General features: G+C 57.6%; 18 protein-coding genes. 3 read left to right on the forward strand and 15 right to left on the reverse strand.

Going from position 1 to position 22,072, the window contains the following annotated elements; translation table 11 throughout:
- From OCT39_RS13580 to OCT39_RS13605, 6 genes are all read right to left on the reverse strand, one after another.
- On the reverse strand, positions 1 to 747 hold the full coding sequence (locus tag OCT39_RS13580) for a tRNA-uridine aminocarboxypropyltransferase (protein WP_263584992.1): 747 nt from the start codon (positions 745 to 747) through the stop codon (positions 1 to 3).
- A 150-nt stretch (positions 748 to 897) separates the two neighbouring features.
- On the reverse strand, positions 898 to 1,956 hold the full coding sequence (locus OCT39_RS13585) for an isopenicillin N synthase family dioxygenase (RefSeq protein WP_263584993.1): 1,059 nt from the start codon (positions 1,954 to 1,956) through the stop codon (positions 898 to 900).
- Positions 1,957 to 2,027: 71 nt separating this feature from the next.
- Positions 2,028 to 2,777 (reverse strand): SIR2 family NAD-dependent protein deacylase, encoded by a 750-nt coding sequence (locus tag OCT39_RS13590; RefSeq protein ID WP_263584994.1) that lies wholly within the window; start codon positions 2,775 to 2,777, stop codon positions 2,028 to 2,030.
- Between the two features lie 69 nt (positions 2,778 to 2,846).
- Positions 2,847 to 3,707 (reverse strand): ethanolamine ammonia-lyase subunit EutC, encoded by an 861-nt coding sequence (gene eutC / locus OCT39_RS13595; protein ID WP_263584995.1) that lies wholly within the window; start codon positions 3,705 to 3,707, stop codon positions 2,847 to 2,849.
- Positions 3,697 to 5,112 (reverse strand): ethanolamine ammonia-lyase subunit EutB, encoded by a 1,416-nt coding sequence (locus OCT39_RS13600; RefSeq protein ID WP_263584996.1) that lies wholly within the window; start codon positions 5,110 to 5,112, stop codon positions 3,697 to 3,699. Before OCT39_RS13600 ends, eutC begins: the two co-directional genes overlap by 11 nt.
- Before the next feature lie 166 nt (positions 5,113 to 5,278).
- On the reverse strand, positions 5,279 to 8,083 hold the full coding sequence (locus OCT39_RS13605) for an EAL domain-containing protein (RefSeq protein ID WP_263584997.1): 2,805 nt from the start codon (positions 8,081 to 8,083) through the stop codon (positions 5,279 to 5,281).
- A gap of 463 nt (positions 8,084 to 8,546) precedes the next feature.
- Here OCT39_RS13605 and OCT39_RS13610 point away from each other — a divergent pair, with 463 nt between their 5' ends.
- The 3 genes from OCT39_RS13610 (at position 8,547) to zigA (ending at position 10,682) form a co-directional block, all read left to right on the forward strand.
- The gene (locus OCT39_RS13610) at positions 8,547 to 8,909 is read left to right on the forward strand and encodes a helix-turn-helix domain-containing protein (protein WP_263584998.1); all 363 of its coding nucleotides are present in this window, start codon (positions 8,547 to 8,549) and stop codon (positions 8,907 to 8,909) included.
- Positions 8,910 to 9,058: 149 nt separating this feature from the next.
- Positions 9,059 to 9,337, forward strand: coding sequence for a TIGR03643 family protein (locus tag OCT39_RS13615; RefSeq protein WP_263584999.1), 279 nt, complete (start codon positions 9,059 to 9,061; stop codon positions 9,335 to 9,337).
- A 121-nt stretch (positions 9,338 to 9,458) separates the two neighbouring features.
- Positions 9,459 to 10,682, forward strand: coding sequence for a zinc metallochaperone GTPase ZigA (zigA, locus tag OCT39_RS13620; protein ID WP_263585000.1), 1,224 nt, complete (start codon positions 9,459 to 9,461; stop codon positions 10,680 to 10,682).
- 283 nt (positions 10,683 to 10,965) lie between these two features.
- Here zigA and OCT39_RS13625 read toward each other — a convergent pair whose 3' ends face one another.
- The 9 genes from OCT39_RS13625 to OCT39_RS13665 form a co-directional block, all read right to left on the reverse strand.
- Positions 10,966 to 12,954, reverse strand: a complete 1,989-nt coding sequence (locus OCT39_RS13625) for a polysaccharide biosynthesis protein (RefSeq protein WP_263585001.1) — start codon at positions 12,952 to 12,954, stop codon at positions 10,966 to 10,968.
- A gap of 519 nt (positions 12,955 to 13,473) precedes the next feature.
- Positions 13,474 to 14,757: an O-antigen ligase family protein gene (locus tag OCT39_RS13630; protein WP_263585002.1), complete on the reverse strand. Its 1,284-nt coding sequence runs from the start codon at positions 14,755 to 14,757 to the stop codon at positions 13,474 to 13,476.
- Positions 14,758 to 14,785: 28 nt separating this feature from the next.
- Entirely contained in the window at positions 14,786 to 15,562 is a 777-nt protein-coding gene (locus OCT39_RS13635; RefSeq protein WP_263585003.1) for an ElyC/SanA/YdcF family protein, read from the reverse strand.
- Between the two features lie 89 nt (positions 15,563 to 15,651).
- Positions 15,652 to 16,689 (reverse strand): NAD-dependent epimerase/dehydratase family protein, encoded by a 1,038-nt coding sequence (locus OCT39_RS13640; protein WP_263585004.1) that lies wholly within the window; start codon positions 16,687 to 16,689, stop codon positions 15,652 to 15,654.
- A 48-nt stretch (positions 16,690 to 16,737) separates the two neighbouring features.
- Entirely contained in the window at positions 16,738 to 18,015 is a 1,278-nt protein-coding gene (tviB, locus tag OCT39_RS13645; RefSeq protein WP_263585005.1) for a Vi polysaccharide biosynthesis UDP-N-acetylglucosamine C-6 dehydrogenase TviB, read from the reverse strand.
- A gap of 407 nt (positions 18,016 to 18,422) precedes the next feature.
- Positions 18,423 to 19,439: a UDP-glucose 4-epimerase GalE gene (gene galE / locus OCT39_RS13650; RefSeq protein WP_263585006.1), complete on the reverse strand. Its 1,017-nt coding sequence runs from the start codon at positions 19,437 to 19,439 to the stop codon at positions 18,423 to 18,425.
- A complete protein-coding gene (locus tag OCT39_RS13655) occupies positions 19,436 to 20,641 on the reverse strand; it encodes a DegT/DnrJ/EryC1/StrS family aminotransferase (protein ID WP_263585007.1) in 1,206 nt (401 codons plus the stop codon). The genes galE and OCT39_RS13655 overlap by 4 nt, the downstream gene beginning before the upstream one ends.
- Positions 20,642 to 20,686: 45 nt before the next feature.
- Positions 20,687 to 21,310 carry an acetyltransferase gene (locus tag OCT39_RS13660; RefSeq protein ID WP_263585008.1) on the reverse strand — a complete coding sequence of 208 codons (624 nt, stop codon included), beginning with the start codon at positions 21,308 to 21,310 and terminating at the stop codon, positions 20,687 to 20,689.
- Positions 21,307 to 21,900, reverse strand: a complete 594-nt coding sequence (locus OCT39_RS13665) for a sugar transferase (RefSeq protein ID WP_263585009.1) — start codon at positions 21,898 to 21,900, stop codon at positions 21,307 to 21,309. Before OCT39_RS13665 ends, OCT39_RS13660 begins: the two co-directional genes overlap by 4 nt.
- Positions 21,901 to 22,072 lie beyond the last annotated feature (172 nt).

Consider the following 22,072-nt stretch of genomic DNA (forward strand, 5'->3'; position numbering starts at 1 on the left):
TTAAATATCCGCCCGTTTGGCCAATAGCCGCTCCATGGCGGGCGTCGGCTCGTCGATTTTGCGATAGAAACGGCTCGCCGCGTAGCTTTCGTTGAACACGTCGAAGTAGTCGTCGAGCACGTTTGCCGCTTCAATATCGCCGCCCTGGCGCAGAAGCTCGGTGGCCACTTCAGCGGTGCATAGATGCGCTTTCGAGGCGGGCTTTCTAAGGCGGTAGCGGGTTTCACGCTCGGTGCGAAGCGGCAGTACCGGCAGGCCATCGAGATAAGGGCTTTTACGAAACATGCGCCGCGCCTGACGCCAGGTACCGTCGAGAATCACGTACACCGGTATCCGGTCGCAGGCCTTTACCGCGTGCACCGCGTCCATTCCCACCACGCGGTCGGCGTAGTCCGGCTGGTCGTCGGGAAAGATCAGAAACGGCGCGTAGCGCGCATCCTGCAGTAGCGCTTCAAGCTCGGGGTCGAGCCCGGTGCGCGCCCAGGTGAAAACGCGGGTTTCATTTAGCACGTCCCCAATCAGCCGCCCGGTGTTGGTGGGTTTCAAGTGCTCGAGCGAGTGGGTCAAAAGCCACACCTGGGCGTAACTCTCCACGCTCACCTTGTAGGGGCAGAGGCAGTTGAGTTTGGGCAGGTTGCACCCTTCACAGCGAATCACGAAGCTGCCGCGCGCCTTGAACTCGCGCCGCGGCGGGCGCGAATGCTCGGCAGACGAAGCCAATTCAGAGGGAGTATCAGAGGCAGACATCGGCGCACCCAAACGATCAAAGGGCGCAGAGTATAAAGCAGCGCCGCTCGCGTGACGAACCCGCGAGCACCAAGCGCAAGCGGGCTCGCCGTTTTCCCATGGGGTCAGCGCTGAACCGATGCCAGCACGCCGGGTGCGCTCTGGCCGAATTCACTCGGCCAGGGCTTCCACGCAGGAAGTATCACGCAGATGGGCGTAGCTTGCGGCGTAGCGGGCGAACTTGTGCGCGCCACTAGCGTAAGGGGCGTAGCGCGGCGGGACGCTTTCGCTCGTACAGCTTGGTAGTACCTCGACCATGGCCTCAAAATCGAGATCGAAGAAGAACGGCAGCGAGTAACGCTGCCGGCCGCTGGTGTTGACCACCCGGTGCAGCGTCGACACGTAGCGGTCATTGGTGAGGGTCTGCACCAGGTCGCCGATATTGACCACGAAAGCCCCGTCGATGGGCGGCGCGCTGATCCAGGTACCGTCGCAATGGCGAATCTGCAGACCACCTACGGCGTCCTGCGCGAGGATGGTCAAAAGCCCGTAGTCGGTGTGGGCGCCGATACCGATCTCCTCTTCACCGATCGCGCCGGCCTGGCTTGGGTAGTGCAGCAGTCGCTGAATCGCTATGGGCCGTTTCTGGCGCGGCGCGAAGTAATCCTCACAAAGCCCAAGACTCAGCGCGATGGCCCCCACCAGGCGATGACCCAGCGTCAGCATCTCGGCGTAGTAGCGCTCGAACACCGCCTTGAACGCCTCGGGTTTGGCCGGCATCCGGTTGGGCCCACGAAACGGCGACACCTCGGCCTCATCGAGCCCCAGATCGAAGCACTCTTTCAAGTCGCGACTTTTGTTTGGGTCGACGTTTTCACCAAACAGTGGCGTGTAGCCGCGCAGAGAGAGCCCCGAGCCGACGATATTGAGCGCCTCCTTTTCCGCCAGGGGGCGCGCAAAGAAACCGGCCGCCATCGTAAACGCCTGCTCGACGAGCCCGGGGTCGATTCCGTGCCCGCGCACATAGAAAAATCCGGTGCGTTCACACGCCTGACCAATCGCGTTGGCAACGCTCATCGGGTCGCTCTGATCGAGCAACGGGCCCAGGTCGATGACGGGAATTTGTGCCGGCGCCAGTGTGCGCGTCGTCAGGGAAGGCGCCAGGGTAAAGCGCGCGCGCTCGGCGTTTTGATGGTCCAACACCTCGAGGTCCGTGGTGTCATCGCTCATGTAGTGGTTCCTTGTTACCTTTAGCTGATCGCTGTCACAGCGGTGCTGCTTTATCGCGGCTTCCGGCCAACTCAGTCAAGCGCTAGACTTCGCTGTTGGCGCCAGCGCTCGACCAATGCCGGCACCCCTTCCCCGGCGGTGGTGTTGATCGCCAGCACCCCCGGGGGCGTCAGCGCATCGGCGTCCGGGTCGATCAGCGCGCAGGGCGTGTCCACACCGATATAAGACAACAGCGAGGCGGCGGGCATCACGGCAAGTGAGGTGCCCACGACCAGAAAGAAGTCTGCCTGGCTTGCAAGCTCACAGGCCTGCTCGAAAAGCGGTACCGACTCACCGAACCAGACCACGTCCGGGCGCAGCTGGCTGCCCTTGTCGCAAAGATCGCCCAGGGTCATATCGCCGGCCACCGGGTAGCGAAGGCTCGCGTCAACGCTGGAGCGCGCTTTCAAAATTTCGCCGTGAAGGTGCAGCACGTAGCGCGAGCCCGCCCGTTCGTGCAGATCGTCGATGTTCTGGGTGATGATCGAGACGTTAAAGCCGTCCTGCTCGAGCGTGGCCAGCGCCTTGTGTGCTGCGTTGGGCTGGGCGCGGCGAATCTGCGCTCGGCGCTGGTTGTAGAAGGCGAGCACGCGTTCGGGGTCGGCGCGAAAGCCTTCCGGGGTCGCCACCTGCTCGACCGGGTGCTCCTCCCAGAGGCCATCGCTGGCGCGAAAGGTCTTGATACCGCTTTCGACGCTGATGCCGGAGCCAGTGAACACTACCAGGTGCGGCGGCGTGCCAGCGTTTGGGTGGCGCTCGCCCACGGGTTCGCCTGTCAACATGACGCTCTCCTTGTCAGATCACGTCCCGTTGTAGCCCGTGTCGCGCGCGGTGTAAAGCGCCTGGCCGCCTCAGTCGGCGACCAGAAAATTGCGGGTCGAGCCAATGCCCTCGACCACGTCGTCCTCGCTTCGGTCCTTGAGCTTGACCCCGGAAAGCTGTCGCTCGCGCGCCTCCTTGAGCAGTAGCAGGAGTTTACGTGCCGCCTGGCCGGCCTCGAGCCCCGCCGGGCGCACGTTGGAGATACAGTTGCGCCGGTCGTCTCTAAGCCCCACCTCCGGCGCCCAGGTCATGTAGAGCCCGAGGCTGTCCGGCGAGCTGAGCCCGGGGCGCTCACCGATCATCACCAGCACCGCGCGGGCGTTCAACAGCGCGCCAATCTCGTCGCCGATGGCCACGCGGCCCTGCTCGACGACGGTCACCGGCGCCAGGCGCCAGTCGTTAGTATCCTGCTTCAACGCCTGGTCGAGCGCCTTCAGAAACGGGGCACCGTTCTGCTGTACCGCCAGCGCCGAGAGGCCGTCGACGATGACGATGGCAAGATCACTGGGCTCGGTGCTGTCCGTCTGCGCCTCGAGGCGCTCGCGATCCTCGTCGCTCAACCGGCGGCCGTAGTCCGGGCGCTGCAGGTAGGTGGCGCGGTCCGTCGCCCGGCTTTTCAGCAGTAGTGGCTCGGCGTCGAGATCAAGCGCCTCTTTCAGCGACGCCTTCAGCGCGTCGATGTCCAGCGGGCAGTGCACCGCGTCCTGGGCCTGGGCGTGGGCGAGCTGAAACTCCAGCAGTTTATGGGTAGGTAGACTCACCCCGGCGCGACCGAGGCCGATGCGCGCATCGGTGAAAGCGCGAAGCGTCGCCCAGGGGTTGTCGACCACGCCGGCGTCGCGGCCCTGCTCCGTAGAGGAGCGTGGCGTTGGTGTGTGATCACTGCTCATGGCTCGCCTCCCCGGGTAGACGGCGCAGGCTTTTCGCGAACGCCTTCGGGACGTGGTCGTTTAGCCGGTGGGTATCGACATCCTCAAAAATCTGCATGCGCGCAAGCCACTGCTCGAACTCGGGAGCGGCCTTGAGGCCCAGCGCCCGGCGCGCGTAGAGCGCATCGTGAAACGAGGTGGTCTGGTAGTTGAGCATGATGTCGTCCGAGCCCGGAATGCCCATCACGAAATTGCAGCCGGCCACGCCCAGAAGCGTGAGCAGGTTGTCCATGTCGTTCTGGTCAGCCTGGGCGTGGTTGGTGTAGCAGACGTCGCACCCCATGGGCACGCCCAGAAGCTTGCCGCAGAAGTGATCCTCGAGCCCGGCGCGAGTGATCTCCTTGCCGTCGAACAGGTACTCCGGGCCGATGAAGCCGACCACGGTATTGACCAAAAGCGGGTTGAACTTGCGCGCCACGGCGTAGGCGCGCGCCTCGCAGGTCTGTTGGTCGAGGCCATGATGGGCATCGGCGGAAAGTGCGCTTCCCTGGCCGGTCTCGAAATACATGACGTTGCGCCCGACCGTGCCGCGGTCAAGCGACTGTGCCGCGGATTCGGCCTCGGCCAGGGTGGCAAGATCGAAGCCGAAGCTCTTGTTCGTGGCCTCGGTGCCGCCGATCGACTGAAAGACGAGATCCACCGGCGCGCCCTGCTCGATCGCCTCCAGCGTGTTGGTCACGTGGGTGAGTACGCAGGACTGGGTGGGGATCTCGTACTTCTGGATCACCTCGTCCATCAGGCGCATCAACTTCACGCTCTGGGCAACGTTGTCGGTGGCCGGGTTGATGCCGATCACCGCATCACCACTGCCGTACAAAAGCCCGTCGAGAATGCTCGCGGCGATCCCGGTGACATCGTCGGTCGGGTGGTTGGGCTGCAGTCGAGTGGAAAGCCGGTTGGGCAAGCCGATGGTGTTGCGAAAGGCGGTGACAACGCGGCATTTTTTCGCTACCAGAATCAGATCCTGGTTGCGCATCAGCTTGCTCACCGCTGCGGCCATTTCTGGGGTAATGCCAGCGCGCACACGCGCAAGCACCTCGGGGGTGGCCTGATCCGATAACAGCCAGTTGCGAAAATCGCCGACCGTCAGGTGGCTGATCGGCGCGAAGGCGGCGGCGTCGTGGTCGTCGATGATCAGCCGAGTGATCTCATCGTCTTCGTAGGGCACCAGCGCTTCGTTGAGAAAGGTGGAAAGCGGAAGCTCGGCCAGCACCATCTGGGCGACCACGCGCTCTTCGGCACTTTCTGCCATGACGCCGGCCAGCCGGTCACCAGAGCGGGCCGGCGTGGCCCTGGCCATCAGCTCGGCCAGATTCGAAAAGCCGTAGCGACGACTCCCTACCTGGGTATGGTAAGCCCTGGTCATGATTGCCCCCTGTGCGCTTGACCCCGCCGGCGGGCGCCGACGCCGTGTGTGGTCTCTATTCTGTTCACCTTAGCGGCAACCAGGCGCTTCGCCTATCAAGTTTCGGCAAATCCGACGTGAGTAAAGAGAGTTGACGCGTTAAAGGGGGCGAACGTTGGGTACGCGTTCAAAGCCAGCGCGTTGCGAACTGTGACGCCGTGAGCGGCCGGTCGAACAGATAGCCCTGCCCTTGCGTGCAGCCCATCTCGAGCAGCGGCTCGATTTGCGCCTGGCTTTCGATCCCTTCGGCGATCGTTTCGAGCCCCAGGGTATGGGCCATGGCTATGATGGTGGCGACGATAATGCGGTCGTTTTCGCTGACCAGCATGTCGCGGATGAAGGAGATATCGATCTTGATCTTGTCCACGGCGAAGCGCTTGAGATAGGCAAGCGAGGAGTAGCCCGTGCCGAAGTCGTCGATGGCCAGGCCCATGCCCTGCTCCTTGCAGTAGCGGGTGATCGCCACGGCCTCTTCCGGGTTGACCATAATGCCGCTTTCGGTCAGCTCCAGACTCAGCATCGAGGGGGTAATATGATAGCGGCTGCAGTTTTCGAACAGCGTGTCGATCAGGTCGTTGTCGTCGAACTGATCCGCCGCCACGTTGATCGCAAGCTGCCCGCAAAGCGAAAGCCCCTGGCCTTTCCACTGGGCGAGCTGCTGGCACGCCTTCTCGATGACACAGCGCCCAAGCGCGACCATCATGCCGCGCTCCTCGGCCAGCGGGATGAAATCACCCGGCGAGACGAAGCCCAGCACCTCGTCCTGCCAGCGACAAAGCGCCTCGGCGCCGATCAACTCGCGGGTGTGCAGGTTCACCTGGGGCTGGAAGTTCAGGGTCAGCGTCTTGTGTGCGATGGCGATGGCAAGCCGCTTGGCCATGTCGAGCTTTTCGCGCATGGCCTGCTCCATCCACGGCTCGAACAATCGCGCGCTCGACGGTGCTCGCTTGGCCTGATGCATGGCGATATCGGCGTATCGAAGGAGCCCCTGGGCGGTGCGCGCCTGGTCGGGGCACACCGATACGCCGACGCTTGCGCTGACGTCCGCCGTATGCTGCTCGACGACCACGGGCGCCACGAGCGAGTCCTGAAGCCGGGTGGCGATCTCGATCGCTTCATGCTGGCCGGCGTCAAGACACAGCACCACAAACTCGTCGCCGCCCAGTCTTGCCAGATAGTGGCGCTCTTTCAGCACCGTCGAGAACCGCTTGGCGACCTCTTTAAGCACCAGATCGCCGACATAATGGCCGGCGATATCGTTGATTTCCTTGAAATGGTTAAGGCCCAGCAGCAGTAGCGCCAACGAACGCGGTGGTGTCTGTCCCACGTGCTGCACCAGTCGCTGCATGAAATCCGCCCGGTTGGGCAGGCGCGTGCCCTCGTCGCGGTAGGCCAACTCGCGAATGCGGCTCTCGTCCTGCTGACGCGAAAGCTCCGAGGCGACCCGTGCGGCAAAAATCTGCAGCACCGTGCGAGCGATGTGGGTGTCCTCCAGGGGCTGTTCGAACATGACGCCGACAACGCCGATCGGTTGCCCCTGGGCATCGTCCAATCGGCGACCGATATAGCCGTTGACCCAGTCGAGCTCGCCGTTGGACTCGGCGGGCATACGGATGGCGGCATTTTCGAGCACCACGCACTCTTTGTGATTGACAACGTCTTCACAGGGCACGCCGGCTATTCGATAGCGAATGCCAGGCTGCTCTTCGCCTCTGATATTGAGCGACGCCATCGACGCCACGCCTGGCTCCATTGCGTCGAGCCGAGCGATGAACCCCACCTGGGCATCGAGCGCCGTCGCCATGTGGGCGGTGAGCTGAGACAAAAACGCCTCGCCGTGGTTGGCCGACACCGCCGTGGCCACGTGGGCCACCGCGTGCTGAATGCGCTGCTCGTTTTGTCGGCGCACGATGCTGTCCAGTCCAAAGGCGATATCGTTGGCCAAATCGCCCAGGACCTTACGCTCTTTTTTGGAAATGCACGTTTCCTGAGCGTGGTAGCAGCTGAGCACGCCCAAAGGCGTATCGCGAAACATCAACGGCAGCGCGATGAATGCTTTAACCCCCAGAGAGCATAAGGTGGAGGCGACCGTTTCGTTGACGCCACCGGTCTGGCCTGGCTTTGTGATAAAGACCGGCTTGCCGGTCGCGAATGCGGTCTGGGTCAAGGCCCGGCTGTAGCGCTTGATCATCAGCTGGCGCGGACTGCACCAGGCGATCTCCTGGCCGTCCCGGTCGGCCATCGTCCTCACACTCAGCGAATCGGCGCGGCCCAGAGGACCCGGGCGGCTGATCCAGGCAGCGGCGTAGCCGCCAGTGTCGACGGCCACATCACAGCAGCTCTGCATGAGCGCCGTTTCATCCTGGGCATTGAACACCGCCTCGCCGCCTTCGCTTAAAAGCTTGAGCGCCCGGCGCTGGCCGGCGATACGCACATTGGCGTTGGCGCCAGCCAAACGGCGAGAGAGTTCGAAACTTGCAAGTGACGCCGCGATTCTCAGCGTATCGACGGCGAAATCGGGAAGCGTCAATGGCGAGGAGTGAATCAGCGCGATCAGCCCGAGCCAGTTGCCATCGGCATCCAGCATGGGCACCCCCAGATACCCCTGGGCATCAAGCGCGGCCAGCTGCGTATCATTGGGAAAGCGGGAACAAATGCCCGCCTCGGCAAAGAACTCACTGCTCGGGCTCACTTGGCTGCAGGCGGTTCCCTTGATCGGGAACGGCGCTTGATGAAGCCACTGCCCGTTGGAGTAGAGCGTTACCGGAGAAACGAGGCTTTGATGCGCATCGATGCGCGCGACCAGCACGTGATCGACGCCCAGAAGCGCTGACAACGAGAGGGTCAACTGCTCGAAGAACTCTTCACGGCTGCTGCGAAGAAGGCTTCTGGAGAGCTGCTGCAGGATACTGGGCGCAGAGTCTGAGAGCATGAAGTTGAACGCCTTGAAGTTGATCCATTAACGGCGTCGATACCGATGCCTCTTCACCCACAGTGAGGACCGTCAGCCTCAGTGCGGTGCTATCTTTTTACAACATATGGCTAATACGAATATAACAATTTAACTGTGCAGCTGGCACGAAAGTTCTCATTGACGACTCACCCGCCCTACATTCCCGCGCAACATCATTCCCACTCGGCATCATTCCCACTCAACATCATTGGAAGCTATATCGGCTTCTTGCGCCCGTTCTTGACCCTGAACGTGACGACTTTACCGCAGCATTTGTGCAAGGACCGCCCACGCCTCGGCACGCCCCACATAGCCAGCGCCAATGATTTGATTCGACAAATTTAATTATCGTCTACCAACCTCTTGAGTTGATACTCAACTCGCTTAGTCCTTCATGTCAACAGGTGGGTCCTTAACCATTCTTTATCATTGGGAGGGCAACGTGACGAAAAAAGAACGGGAACATATCGCCAGTCACATCGGCGGTGCAATCGCCAAACGGCGCGTAGGCTGCCAGATGACCCAGGAAGAAGTGGCTGAGCGGCTGGGGATCGGTAACGAAGCCGTCTCCCGTATCGAGCGGGGGCGAGTGATTCCCAACGTGATACGTCTGGTACAGCTATCCGCGATTTTCAACTGCGAGACCGCCGAGTTGCTGGGTGAAGTGAGTCTTCAAACCGACGATCAGGCGAGCCGAATGAAAGACCTGCTGGCGCCGCTCGAGCAGCAGGATCGTAAGCTCATCCTCGATATCACCGAAAGTCTGGCGGCGCGCCTTCATCAAAAGGCGCCGAACGAAAAGTAACCCCTGGCGTCCAGGCGAACGCAGCACCGCGGATCGTGTCCAAGCAAGCAGCTCCAAACAACAAGCAGTTCCAAACAAGCAGTTCCAAACAAACTTGTCCAAACAACCAGTTGTGATCCTGACCACCGTAATTCTGGAAGGTATGCCCCATGGCCAAAGCGTCCGTCGAACGTTTCAAGCGACTTCCCGAAGAAGACCGCTCCCGCGTCATCGAAATGGCCTGGGAGGATCGTACCCCGTTTGAAGCCATTGAAGGCCTGTACGGTTTGGGCGAGCACGATGTCGTCGATGTCATGCGCCACGCGCTCAAACCCGGCTCGTTCAAACTCTGGCGCCGACGCGTTAGTGCTCGAGCAACCAAACACCGCGCGCTTCGCTCGCCCGCCATTCAGCGCGACTACTGCCCGACCCAGTACAAACGCTTCTAATCCCCCTGCCCCCGCGGGGGCATTCCACAGCACCATGACCAGATCACGTTGAGCAAAACATATTTCAACTCTCTTTTAATTGATATAGTATAACGTAACATTAAAAGTAGAGAGATCGACCGTGTCTGACTTCCACCCCCTCCCCGTTACCGTGCTCTCGGGGTTTCTCGGCGCCGGCAAGACCACCGTACTCAACCATATTCTGGCCAATCGTGAAGGCCGCCGCGTGGCGGTGATCGTCAACGACATGAGCGAGGTCAACATCGACGCCGCCCTGGTTCGTGGCGGCCCTACCGAGGCATCAGAAGAGGAAGTGGCGTTGAACCGCTCTAATGAGCGGCTCGTCGAGATGAGCAACGGCTGCATCTGCTGCACACTGCGCGAGGATCTGCTCGTCGAGGTAGGTAAGCTTGCCCGCGAGGGGCGCTTCGATTATCTGGTAATCGAGTCCACCGGTATTTCCGAGCCGCTGCCGGTGGCCGAAACGTTCACCTTCGAGGACGAAGAGGGCCAGAGCCTCTCTCACGTTGCGCGTCTGGATACGCTGGTCACCGTCGTCGATGGCGCCAACTTTCTTACCCAGTACCAGCAGGCTCAAAGCCTCGAAGAGGCGGGCGAGCACCTGGGGGAAGAGGACGAGCGTAACGTGGCGGACCTGCTGGTCGATCAGATCGAGTTTTGCGACGTGTTGCTGGTCAGCAAGGTTGATCTGATGAGCGAGCGTGAGCTTGAATCGCTAAAAGCGGTGCTGACCTCACTAAACCCGGACGCCGAGATCGTGCCGATCCGCCAAGGCCAGGTGGCGCTGAACAAGGTGCTCGACACCCAGCGCTTCGATTTCGAGCGCGCCCAGCGCGCGCCGGGATGGCTCAAGGAGATGCGCGGCGAGCACGTGCCGGAAACCGAAGAGTACGGCATTTCGAGTTTCGCCTACCACGCGCGACGCCCCTTCCACCCGGGCAAATTTTTTGAGCTGCTGCACGCGGACTGGTTCGGCGAAGGGCTGCTGCGCTCGAAAGGCTTTTTCTGGCTGGCCACCCGCCCCCAGTGGGCCGGCCAGTGGAGCCAGGCCGGCGGCATTGCCCATCACGGCGTCGCCGGCATGTTCTGGAAAGCGATCCCCGAGTCGCGCTGGCCCACGGACCCGGAGTATCGTGATTTCATCAAGGAAAAATGGGTCGAACCCTTCGGCGACATGCGTCAGGAGCTGGTGTTCATCGGCCAGCACATGGATAAAGCCCGTATGCGCGCCGCTTTGGACGACTGTCTTTTGAACGAAGAAGAGCTGCTGGAGGGGTTCGATGCCTGGAAGACGCTGCCGGATCCGTTTCCGGCCTGGGAGTAGTCGGTCGTATTACGGGCAGTGGGGATTGATTAAACATTGAGAATATTCGCGAGTGACGCGTGAATAAAACCAGTGGCCTGACACTGGTCTTATCTACCTACGCCCCACCGCTACCTTGGGGCCCTCCTGTCAGCTATCGCTGGCCGGCCCGCTTAAACATAAAAAAAGAGCCGTTCGCCTTCTACCGCTGAAAGAGATCAGCGTGTAGGACGAACGGCTCTTGAGGTGTTGTCGGTTAAATCGATGCGCTATTCAAGCCTATCGGCGCTTCGCGCGTTAAAATTTAAGCGACGCTGTGCAAAGCCGGGCCGCTGTCGAAGTCACCATGCCTGGCGGTCAGAACGGCCTCCTTGCGTACCGGACACTGCCACAGGTGATCCACCAGCTCGCTGTTGGGGGCATAGCCCAAGGGCGCATCGATCAACAGCTGCTGAAGGCGTCGAGAATCACTGCTCCGGCATGCACGCATCAGTTCGCTCATCAAGCGCTCGGTTTCCTCGAGGGACAGCGATACTTCGTTAGCCGACATGATGCGCGGGTGGGCCGTATTTCGCACGCGCTCGCCAATGAGAAGCTCCTCGTAGAGCTTCTCCCCCGGGCGCAAGCCGGTAAAGCGAATCTCGATATCGCCATTGAGCGAGTGTTTCGTCTGGTTCGGCTCCGTCACGTAGGGGTCGAATCCGGACAGACGCACCATTTTGGTGGCAAGGTCGGTGATTTTGATGGGTTCGCCCATATCCAGCACGAATACGTCGCCACCCTTGGCCATTGCTCCGGCCTGGATGACCAATTGGGCAGCCTCGGGGATGGTCATGAAATAACGCGTAATCTCAGGATGAGTAACGGTGACCGGCCCGCCCGCGGCAATTTGACGACGGAACATGGGCACAACCGAGCCGCTGGAGCCCAGCACGTTGCCAAAACGTACCATGCAAAAACGGGTGTTACTTTGTGCGCTAGACATGGCCTGACACACAAGCTCTGCCAGCCGCTTGGTCGCCCCCATCACGTTGGTCGGCCGCACGGCCTTGTCTGTAGAAATCAGCACAAAGTCGCTGACACCGCTGGCGACGGCTGCCCGCGCGCAGTTGAGCGTGCCAATGGCATTGTTGACCAACCCCTCTTCCACGTTGTGCTCGACCATGGGCACGTGCTTATAGGCCGCCGCGTGGTAAACCGTCTGCACCTGGTAGTAGGTCATGACGGATTGAAGGCGCTCGGTGTGCTGCACCGATCCCAATAACGCCAGTACCTCTACATGCTCCAGCCCTTCTTCCTGGGCAAGGCCACGCAGGTCCTGCTCGACGCAGTACAGGTTGTATTCAGACACTTCCAAAAGCAGCAGCCTGGTAGGATGCTGGCGTAAAATTTGCCGACACAGTTCGCTACCGATCGATCCACCCGCCCCGGTGACTAGTACCACCTTATCGGAGATATTGGCACCAATCAGGTCAGGGTTGGGCGGTACCGGGTCGCGCCCCAGCAGGTCCTCGACGGCCACATCGCGAATTTCTGTGGTCTTGGCCTTGCCAGTAATCACATCGGCCATGCCGGGAACCGTTTGTACCGGGACCGTCACGTCTTCCAGTGACTCGAGAATTTCCCGACGGCGCGCGTGGCTCGCGCTGGGCAGCGCCAGCAGAATTTTTTCAACCCCATAAACATCGATCAGGCCTTGAACGGCGCGGGGATGATGAACCTTGAGCCCCTGGATAGTGGAGCGCTGTACTTCGCTGTCATCATCCACGAAGCATACGGGCTCGTATTCGTTCCCACTACGAAACGACACGACCAGCTGTCGCCCAGAGCTGCCCGCGCCATAAATCAATACACGCGTTTTGTAACGTACCTGACCGCGAGAGTAGAGTGATCTCAATACCGCTCGTACGCCGCCGATGGTCAACATGGCGAGCATGGCGTAAATGAAAGGTACCGAACGAGGAATAGGTAAAAGCGCGACGTAGTTGACCACGATCAGTACCATCGTGGATGCTAATACGCCGGCTAGAACGGTCGTCGCCGCCTGCATGTCCATGAAGCGGATGATTGCTCGGTAGAATCCCAGTCGCGCAAAGATGAAAAGACTAATAGGAATAATGGCAGGTAAGACCAGCCAGACGTTGGAGTTGGACACAAAGGACCAACCATCTAGCCGCAAGAACATGGCCAGCAGAAAGCTAACCGTTATCAGCCCGGCATCAACCACTAACTGAATCAGGCGTTTTTGAGGTCTTGGCAGACGAAATAAGGGGTGCAATAAGCGCGATAACATAGCAGTCGACTCCAATTCAGCTCAACGAGCGCTCGAATTCACGAGCTGTCGATACGGCATTCACCGTTTACTACGGTGTTTGGAGCAGTTTTACGTACTGTTTCGGATTAGTTTTATCATACCTTTGCCTACATCCTTGTACTATTGAGCAGTTTAAAATCAATGCTGTCCACACGCAGATAAATGTGTTGATGGCTTAAATTCAGCAAGTTACCTGCATATTAAAGTATGCAGCGTAGACATTATTCGTGCCCATTAAGGCGAGCTGATAAGATAAGTATCAGGAGGGCATTTCTTTATACCGGACCCAGTATGACAACAGCATTACATCCAGCGAAGAGCGCTTGATCGTTCAAGCCGACGCGACAAGTATTATAATTTCTATAGCCTTTATTTTTTATAAATTATCGTATGATTTTTCTAGTCAAACCATTGCCTTTTAAGTAGCAAAAAAACGGCCATTAATCGCAATTTATTACTTTTTTTTTCAAAACCAATCCAGGTTAAAAAAATGACGTATTATTCGGCAGTTGTTTTCAAAGACGTTTTGAAAGGCTCTTTAGAATGTGCATGACGGTTTACAACGGCTGCCACGCACACCACCAACCAAACCCAATAGGCAGCCAGTACTATCGGATAGGCGAAGAAGGCATAGCTCAAGCCAAAATCAAAAAATAGTAGCGCCAGTAGACAGCCTGCTAGCGCTAGTGGATCCCGATCCGGGCATCCCCCGTGTAGCCGCCGCGCAAAAAACCAAAGCGGCGCCACGTACAGCAATAATGTCGCCAGCCCCCCCAACGCACCATAGCGTAACCAGGCATTCAGAATATCGTTGTGAGCATGCCAGTGCTCGGTGACACCACTACTTACACGACCCTGCTCATTGAGCGTTTTCAAAACATTGCGATACTCCTGAAGGCGATACCCCGACCACGGCCGCTCGGCAATCAACTGCAGAGTGACTCGATAGAGCTCGAGACGAACGCCGATCGATCCGTGCGCCTCGCCATTCAGGTAATCAAGGCTTTCACTCATCGCGCTGTTCACCCGCTGCTGTACACCGGTCTGGGGCAGCGAGTAAAGCCCAATGACCAGCACGGCGATCACGACCGAGATCCCCCCGCGCAAGCGCAAGGGCCACTTCCGGCCATAAGCGCGATAGAGCATCCACACTGTCAACGGCAGCGCCAGCCAGCCACCCCGCGTACCGGAAAGCAGAGAAGCGTCAAGCCCTCCCAACGCTCCTGCTGCTACTAGCATTACCCAGCCCCAGCGTTTAGGCTGCTGCCATGCCCAAGGCAACCCAGCCAAACAGACAACCCCCGCCGCGAGCGAAAAGTTGCCAAACAGAATAGCGTGAAAAGGGGCCTGTCCACTTGCCCGCTCAACGCCCTGACCTGCGAACTGCCATAATGCCCACGCACCCACAGCGGCTCCGGTCACGGCGAACGCCACAAAAACGTTCGCGGCGCTTACATAAAGCCTGGGCAAGGCACAAACCGTTAACACGCTCAGCAGTAAAACAAGGAGCCGAGGCCATTCGTCCTGCCACGTCTGCGGCCCTTGCACAGCACAAGCCAGTAGGGTGGCTGCCGCACAAAAAATGGGTAACAGGACGAGGTATCGAGCCAGCCTAGTGGCTTTTTTAAAACGCCCGCTGACTAATTCAAAACCACCTAAAACGGCTAGCGCGCCCAACGCTAACCATCCGCCATTGGGTAGGAGCAGCGGCGCAGCGATTAAAAAGCTAGTGCCGAAAAAAATCAGGGAAGTGTTTCGCAGCATCATCAGTTTTAAACACATGGGAGCTTGTTAGCGTTGGAAGAGATGGCTAATGCTCAACATCGACCATTAAAAGCCCCAGCGTCTCGTACAGCGCCCGTTCGGTTTTGTGTAGCTGGCTCGCCGAAGGAATCCAGTAGCGAACGCTATGAGGCGACTCGAACTGCGTTAAAAAATGGGTCGGGGCAGCGACAGGTAAAAGCCCTACCGCTTGAAAGTGGCGCATGGCACGCGGCATATGGGAAGCAGAGGTGACCAGTATGACTGGTGCGCCCTCCCCTACTAAATCACGAACCGCTCGGGCTTCCTGGCCGGTATCGGTTGGCCAATCCAGTACGCGTATGGATTGCCGTGGCACGCCCAATGCATGCGCGGCTTCGAGATAACCCCGAGCTACTGGCGCTATCGAAGTATCACGGGCGGCCCCTGACACGACTAGCGGCACATCCTGTAATTCACGCCATAACCGTATGCCTTCCATTAGGCGAAGCGCTGAGCTTTCACTCAGTTTGGCTACGCTGGAAACAAGCGCCTGCGGCTGCCAGCCTCCGCCCAGCACCACTATCGCAGCAGGCGCCTCTACGTCAGCGACATCCAAAAGCGCCGGGTAGCGCGTTTCGATCGGCGCCAACAAGCGCTCTGCAATCGGTGCCCAGCTAGCCAAGAGTAGAACCGTCAGCCCCAGAGCAGATAGCGCACGCCCCGAGTACAAACGTTTTAGCCAAACCAACCCTAACCCCAAGAACAGCAAAGCCATGCTTATCGGCAAGGGCATTAAAAGCGGCGGCGTAAGGCTTTTTATTAAATCGTACATGGCAGCCTTCATTGGCGCTTTCTATTCAAAGGGCCCCACCGCTGCGAGCTTCAAACAGATGGTCTTCGATACTTTCAAGCAATTTAAGTCGCTATGGCACTTTACTGCCGAAAATAGTTCAGATACCAGGGCATGGCTTCGCCAATACCGTCGACGATGGTGTGGCTGGGCGCATAGCCCAACAAGCGAGCTGCCTTGGTGATATCCGCTTGAGAATGGCGCACGTCACCTGCTCGGAAATCCCGATATGTCGGGTCTTCTGTATAACTGACACCCTGCTCAGCCAGCCCGTTGCGCAAGTATTCGAACAATTGGTTTAGCGTTGTACGACCACTCACGGCTACGTTATACACCTCGCCCTGCGCTACGTCTTCCGCGGTTGCCGCCAGCAGGTTGGCCTGCACGGCGTTAGCGATATAGCAGAAATCTCGGCTGGTTTCGCCATCGCCGTTAATGAAAAGCGTTTCATCCTGCAGCATGGCGCCGGCCCACTTGGGAATGACCGCTGCATAGGCTCCATTGGGATTTTGCCGTTTTCCAAAAACGTTGAAGTAGCGCAGACCGGTGGCTTTAAAATTGTAGGTGCGAGCGAACACATCAGCATACATCTCGTTCACCACCTTGGTGACAGCATACGGCGATAGCGGCTTGCCTATGCACTCTTCCACCTTGGGTAGCGCTGGATGATCGCCATAGGTAGAGCTCGAGGCTGCATATACAAAACTTCTTACTTCGGCGTCCTTGGCCGCCACCAGCATGTTCAGATGGCCCGTGATGTTAGCAGCGTTGGTCGCGATCGGGTCCTCAATTGAGCGCGGCACGGAGCCAAGCGCGGCCTGATGCAATACGTGATCGACCGACTGCCCATCGACCTGCATGGCCGCGCGGCAGGTATCGGGATCGCGAATGTCTCCTTCGATAAAGCTAAAGCGTGCCCACTGCTCGGCGCTTACCAGAGAACGCACCTCATCCAGATTGGCCTGAAAACCGGTGGCGAAGTTATCCAATCCCACCACGCGTTGATCGAGTTTCAAAAGCGCTTCGATTAGATTACTGCCAATGAAACCGGCACAACCGGTCACAAGCCAGGTACGAGGAGTGGCCTTCAGCTCGGCCTGGAGCGATACAATTCGACTCATTGCATTCCTTGATACGTGGTGAGATCGTTTTACATCGAAGCGCTCGACTTACAGTCGCAGGTCGGCGTCATGTTTCGGCAGCACGTATTTTAAATCGTAAAGTACATGCTCAGGCTTACCCCAGACACGAATACCCTGCGCGCCCAGCTCACAAAACTCCCGGTGCGCAACGGCCAGTATCATCGCATCATAAGCACCCGCCTTGGGGCTCTCGACGGGAGTAATACCGTATTCAGCTTCGGCTTCCGCTTTACTGACCTGAGGATCATACACATCGACGCAGACGCCGTAATCGGCCAGCTCGGCTAGAATATCGACGACACGCGTGTTGCGAAGGTCAGGGCAGTTCTCTTTAAAGGTCAACCCCAGTACCAGAACGCGCGAGCCTTCAACGTGAATACGCCGCTTGATCATTTGCTTGACCAACTGACCCGCTACATAGGCGCCCATGGCATCGTTCAAACGGCGCCCTGCCAGAATCATTTCCGGATGATAGCCGACTTGCTGGGCCTTGTGCGTGAGGTAGTAGGGATCCACACCAATACAGTGACCACCCACCAACCCCGGACGAAAAGGCAGAAAGTTCCACTTGGTGCCAGCGGCCTGGAGCACTTCTTCGGTATCGATATCCAGTCGATTAAAGATCAGCGCTAGCTCGTTGATCAAGGCAATATTGATGTCGCGCTGCGTGTTTTCGATCACCTTGGCTGCCTCGGCGACGCGAATGCTACTGGCCAAGTGAGTTCCTGCAGTAATGACCTTACGGTAAAGCGCATCGACAAACTCTCCGGTTTCGGCCGTAGAGCCCGAGGTGACTTTTTTAATGGTGGTAACGCGGTGCTCCTTGTCACCCGGATTGATCCTTTCCGGGCTATAGCCCGCAAAGAAATCCTGGTTGTACACCAACCCGGACACCCGCTCGACGACAGGAATACACTTCTCTTCCGTGGCCCCGGGATACACAGTGCTTTCGTAAATCACCACGTCGCCTTTGGAAATTACCTGACCTATCGTTTCGCTGGCTTTAATCAGCGGGGTGAGGTCGGGCTGACGGCTGGCATCGATCGGCGTGGGCACGGTCACGATATAGACGTTACACGCGCGCAGTGCTTCGAGCTCGCTGGCAAAGCTTAGCTGTTTGGCTTTCGCCATCAGCGCGGGCTCGACCTCCAGAGTATGGTCTATGCCATCGCGCAGCTCAGTAACGCGCCCCTTATTGATATCGAACCCTACTGTGGGTAAGACTTTACCAAACTCGACGGCCAATGGCAGGCCCACATAACCAAGACCAATGACCCCCAGATGGACGTTATCAATATTAGGCACGGACGCTTCCTTTCAATGAGCATGAGAGTAATGAGATAGTAATATCTCACCAATACGGCAATACTAAACCGCCAGCTACACGAGCACTACAGCTCTTTAGAGCTTTCGATTTCACATCACCAACGCTTTCACTCTTTTTTTCAAAAAGTGTGGCAAAACACTAATTCAAGCTCATGCAAGCATAAGTAAAAGAGCGCGTGGTGAAATACTAGAAAACCCACGCCTACCTCAACAAACTTCTAGTTATCAGGACCTACCTTGACTTATTAGATATGTAATTTTTGGCGGGCAGATCCATGGTGCTAAACAATAAAAGCAAAAAAGCTTCCACGCTCACTGACTTATTAAAAAGCACATGGCACTTCCTTTATGATAAGCGCAGACTTAACGCTTATTAACCCGCTGCACTAACGATACCCTTGGGGATTTCTCTGCTGCCAGCGCCAGGTATCGACCATCATCGTGGTTAAATCACGTTTGGCTTTCCATACCAATTCACGCTCTGCCAAGGTGGGATCCGACCAGCAAGTCGCAACGTCACCGGGCCGCCTGGATTCAATACGATAAGGAATAGTTACCCCCGATGCGCGTTCAAAAGCATCGATAACTTCCAACACCGAATATCCCTGGCCTGTCCCAAGGTTCCACGTATAGCAATCATTCTTGTTATTCAGTAACGTGTTCAGTGCACACAGATGCCCCTCTGCCAAGTCCATGACATGAATATAATCGCGTACACCGGTCCCATCCGGAGTAGCGTAATCACTGCCGTAAACGGCTAAACAGTCGCGGCGCCCAACCGCGACCTGGGCAACATAAGGCAATAAGTTGTTTGGAATCCCCTGAGGGTCTTCGCCTATTTGACCGCTTTCGTGCGCGCCTACCGGATTGAAATAACGCAAGCGCGCGATCGACCAACGCGTATCAGAGTGTGCAAGGTCCTGAAGGACTTCTTCAACCATGAGCTTTGATCGACCATACGGATTGGTAGGCTTACCGGTAGGAAGCCCTTCATGTAGCGGCATGGGATGCTCGTCCCCGTATACCGTCGCTGACGAACTGAATACAAGCTTAAAAACACCCGCGGCCTGCATGGCCTGACAAAGCGTTACGGTTCCGGAAACGTTGTTTTCGTAATAGCCGAGCGGCTGACTCACGCTTTCGCCCACGGCCTTTAGACCGGCAAAATGGATGACTGCGCTAAATTCGTGCTCGTTCAGGAGGCGATCCAACACCCCCCTATCGCGGATATCTCCCTCCACAAACGTAAGCGTCCTTTCGGCGAGCGCTTCTACTCGAGCGAGTGACTCACGTGAAGCGTTGGCAAGATTATCCAGTACGACGACAGAGTACCCGGCTTCGAGGAGAGCCAACGCTGTGTGTGAACCAATATATCCCGCCCCACCGGTTACAAGGATAGTCATGGGTTGGCTCCCTTTTGAGTGGCAAGGCTCATTACTTCGCTAATCGCGTCACAGGTTTTTTGAATTTCCCTCTCCGTCAACGTAGGGTGGCACAAAAACATCAAGCTGGTTTCCCCCAGTTCCTTGGCGACAGTTAGCGGTTCTTCAGGCCGCCAGCCTGTACCGTCGAACGCCTTTTCCAAATAGACTTCAGAGCAGGAACCGGAAAAACATGGCACACCGCGATCCACGATTTCATTCATGATGCGATCACGGTCCCAATCCTGTTGGAGTTGAGAGGGTTCGACGAATACGTAGCACTTGTAGGCGGCGTGCTCGATGTACTCGGGCACCAAAGGCACGCGTAGCCCATCGCACTCACTAGCGGTTTGCCAGATCCGCTGGGCATTGGCTTGGCGAGCCGCTTTCCACTCCGGCATGAAGGTCAGTTGGATACGGCCGATAGCAGACTGCATTTCCGGCAGCCGCCAGTTGGTTCCAAAGCTTTCATGTAGCCAACGAAAGCCGGGCGGGTGCTCACGTTCGTAAACCGCTTCCCAACTTTTCCCATGATCCTTATAGGCCCACATTTTTCGCCAAAGCGCTTCGTCGTTGGTGGTGACCATGCCGCCTTCACCACCGGTCGTCATGATTTTATCCTGACAAAACGACCAGCAGCCGACGTGGCCAAAGCTACCGACGCTCTGGCCTTTGAACGTGGCGCCATGAGCCTGGGCGCAATCCTCGATAACGTGCAAACCGTGCTCGTTAGCCAGGGCCATGATGGACTCCATGTCACAGGGCCAGCCCGCCAAATGAACGGCGATGATCGCGCGTGTATTGGGCGTGATCTTTTCGGCGATGGACATCGCGGTAACATTCTGTGAATCATGGTCCACGTCGGCAAAAACCGGAACCGCGCCCGCGGTAACGATACTGGAAGCCGTCGCCAGGAAAGTACGCGATGTGGTAATTACCTCATCCTTACCTCGCCCTTCTCCCTCACCAATACTTAATCCCTTTAATGCCAAATCCAGGGCTGTCGTGCCATTGGAAACTGCAATCGCGTATCCACAGTTGGCAAACTGAGCGAACTCACGTTCGAACTGACGACCTTCCTGGCCTGTCCAGTAGTTAACACGGTTGGAGAGCAGGACGCGCTGCACCGCTTGAGACTCTTCCTCGGAAAAGGAGGGCCATGGAGAAAAAGGGCCACTTAGCATGCGATCACCTGATTTTAAAATAATTAAATGAAGGGGCAGAGCGACTCATCGAATCACGGGTCGCGCAGGCACGCCAATTACCGTTTGACCATTTGAAATTTCAGAGACAACGACGGCCCCTGCTCCTACGGTAACGTTATGGCCAATATTCAACAGCTGTATCACGCTTGCGCCAATGCCTATCCAGCTGGCTTCGCCAACCGTGACAGCGCCGGCCAATGAAGCGCCAGGGCACACGTGTGAGCCGTCGTGCAGGAGGCAGTCGTGATCAATACTGGCTCGCGTGTTAACCACGCACGCCTCGCCCACACGACTATCGATTTGTATAACGGCTCCTGCAAATATGACGCTACCTGCACCCAATGCCACAGTGCTACTGACATAAGCCGAGGGGTGGACGAGCGTTATCAAGGGAGCATCGAGGGCCTTGAGGTCTCGCGTTTTTTTCAACCGCACGTGATTATTGCCGATACCTACGATGACGCCATCGAAATCGTGCAACTGCTCCAATAATGCCCGGGTATCGCCAATAACGGGCCAAAGACCGTTACTTTGCAAGCTCGGCCAGGCATCATCGAAGAAGAGTATGTGCTGCCAGCCGCATAGAGACGCCGTCTCCGCAACGACCTTACCGTGACCGCTGGCGCCCAAAACGGCCAAGCGCTTCATTTGCCACTTCCCGTGAATTTGGTCATGGTCGCTTCACCTTCTGCGCTGATGCCATCCCTCACCAGCACCTTTTTCACAGTAAGCATCAGAATTTTCAAATCGAGCCAAAGAGAGTGGTTTTCTACATACCACACGTCCAGCTTGAACTTGTCGTCCCAGGAGATAGCGTTACGGCCGTTAATCTGTGCCCAACCGGTTACGCCGGGTCGCGCTTCATGACGCCGGTATTGCTCGGCGCTGTAAAGCGGCAAATACTCCATTAAAAGCGGCCGAGGACCGACCAGACTCATATCGCCCTTAAGCACATTCCAAAGCTCCGGCAGCTCGTCCAGACTAGTGGCACGTAGAAAATTACCAAAGCGGGTGAGGCGCTGATCATCTGGTAGCGGGTGACCTTGAGCATCATATGCATCCTTCATGGTACGGAATTTAACCATCTCAAACGGTTTTCCATGGAGGCCCGGACGAATCTGGCGAAACAGGATGGGGGAACCAAGTTTGCTACGAACGAGCAACGCCACTACCAAAAGCACGGGAGAAAGCAAGCTCAGGGCGAGCAGAGACACTAGAAAATCAAATAGTCGTTTCATTGGTAAATCCAACGTATATATAAATGAAGATGATAATTTGCCAACGCGGCTATTCGTTGCAAGCGTCGCCCTGCGTAACACGATCCGAACGAAATCGAGCAAAGTCACGGCTCTTAAAACGGCTTTAAAGATAGTGATTTGATGCCATACGCCTTTTCGCTTGCACAGCCAC

This window comes from Halomonas sp. GD1P12 (genome assembly GCF_025725645.1).
Taxonomy (GTDB): Bacteria; Pseudomonadota; Gammaproteobacteria; order Pseudomonadales; family Halomonadaceae; genus Vreelandella.

Coding starts and splice junctions, on each gene's coding strand:
- OCT39_RS13580 (WP_263584992.1), bottom strand. CDS start 747: ATGTCTGCCTCTGATACTCCCTCTGAATTGGCTTCGTCTGCCGAGCAT.
- OCT39_RS13585 (WP_263584993.1), bottom strand. CDS start 1,956: ATGAGCGATGACACCACGGACCTCGAGGTGTTGGACCATCAAAACGCC.
- OCT39_RS13590 (WP_263584994.1), bottom strand. CDS start 2,777: ATGTTGACAGGCGAACCCGTGGGCGAGCGCCACCCAAACGCTGGCACG.
- eutC (WP_263584995.1), bottom strand. CDS start 3,707: ATGAGCAGTGATCACACACCAACGCCACGCTCCTCTACGGAGCAGGGC.
- OCT39_RS13600 (WP_263584996.1), bottom strand. CDS start 5,112: ATGACCAGGGCTTACCATACCCAGGTAGGGAGTCGTCGCTACGGCTTT.
- OCT39_RS13605 (WP_263584997.1), bottom strand. CDS start 8,083: ATGCTCTCAGACTCTGCGCCCAGTATCCTGCAGCAGCTCTCCAGAAGC.
- OCT39_RS13615 (WP_263584999.1), top strand. CDS start 9,059: ATGGCCAAAGCGTCCGTCGAACGTTTCAAGCGACTTCCCGAAGAAGAC.
- OCT39_RS13625 (WP_263585001.1), bottom strand. CDS start 12,954: ATGTTATCGCGCTTATTGCACCCCTTATTTCGTCTGCCAAGACCTCAA.
- OCT39_RS13630 (WP_263585002.1), bottom strand. CDS start 14,757: ATGTGTTTAAAACTGATGATGCTGCGAAACACTTCCCTGATTTTTTTC.
- OCT39_RS13635 (WP_263585003.1), bottom strand. CDS start 15,562: ATGAAGGCTGCCATGTACGATTTAATAAAAAGCCTTACGCCGCCGCTT.
- OCT39_RS13640 (WP_263585004.1), bottom strand. CDS start 16,689: ATGAGTCGAATTGTATCGCTCCAGGCCGAGCTGAAGGCCACTCCTCGT.
- galE (WP_263585006.1), bottom strand. CDS start 19,439: ATGACTATCCTTGTAACCGGTGGGGCGGGATATATTGGTTCACACACA.
- OCT39_RS13655 (WP_263585007.1), bottom strand. CDS start 20,641: ATGCTAAGTGGCCCTTTTTCTCCATGGCCCTCCTTTTCCGAGGAAGAG.
- OCT39_RS13660 (WP_263585008.1), bottom strand. CDS start 21,310: ATGAAGCGCTTGGCCGTTTTGGGCGCCAGCGGTCACGGTAAGGTCGTT.
- OCT39_RS13665 (WP_263585009.1), bottom strand. CDS start 21,900: ATGAAACGACTATTTGATTTTCTAGTGTCTCTGCTCGCCCTGAGCTTG.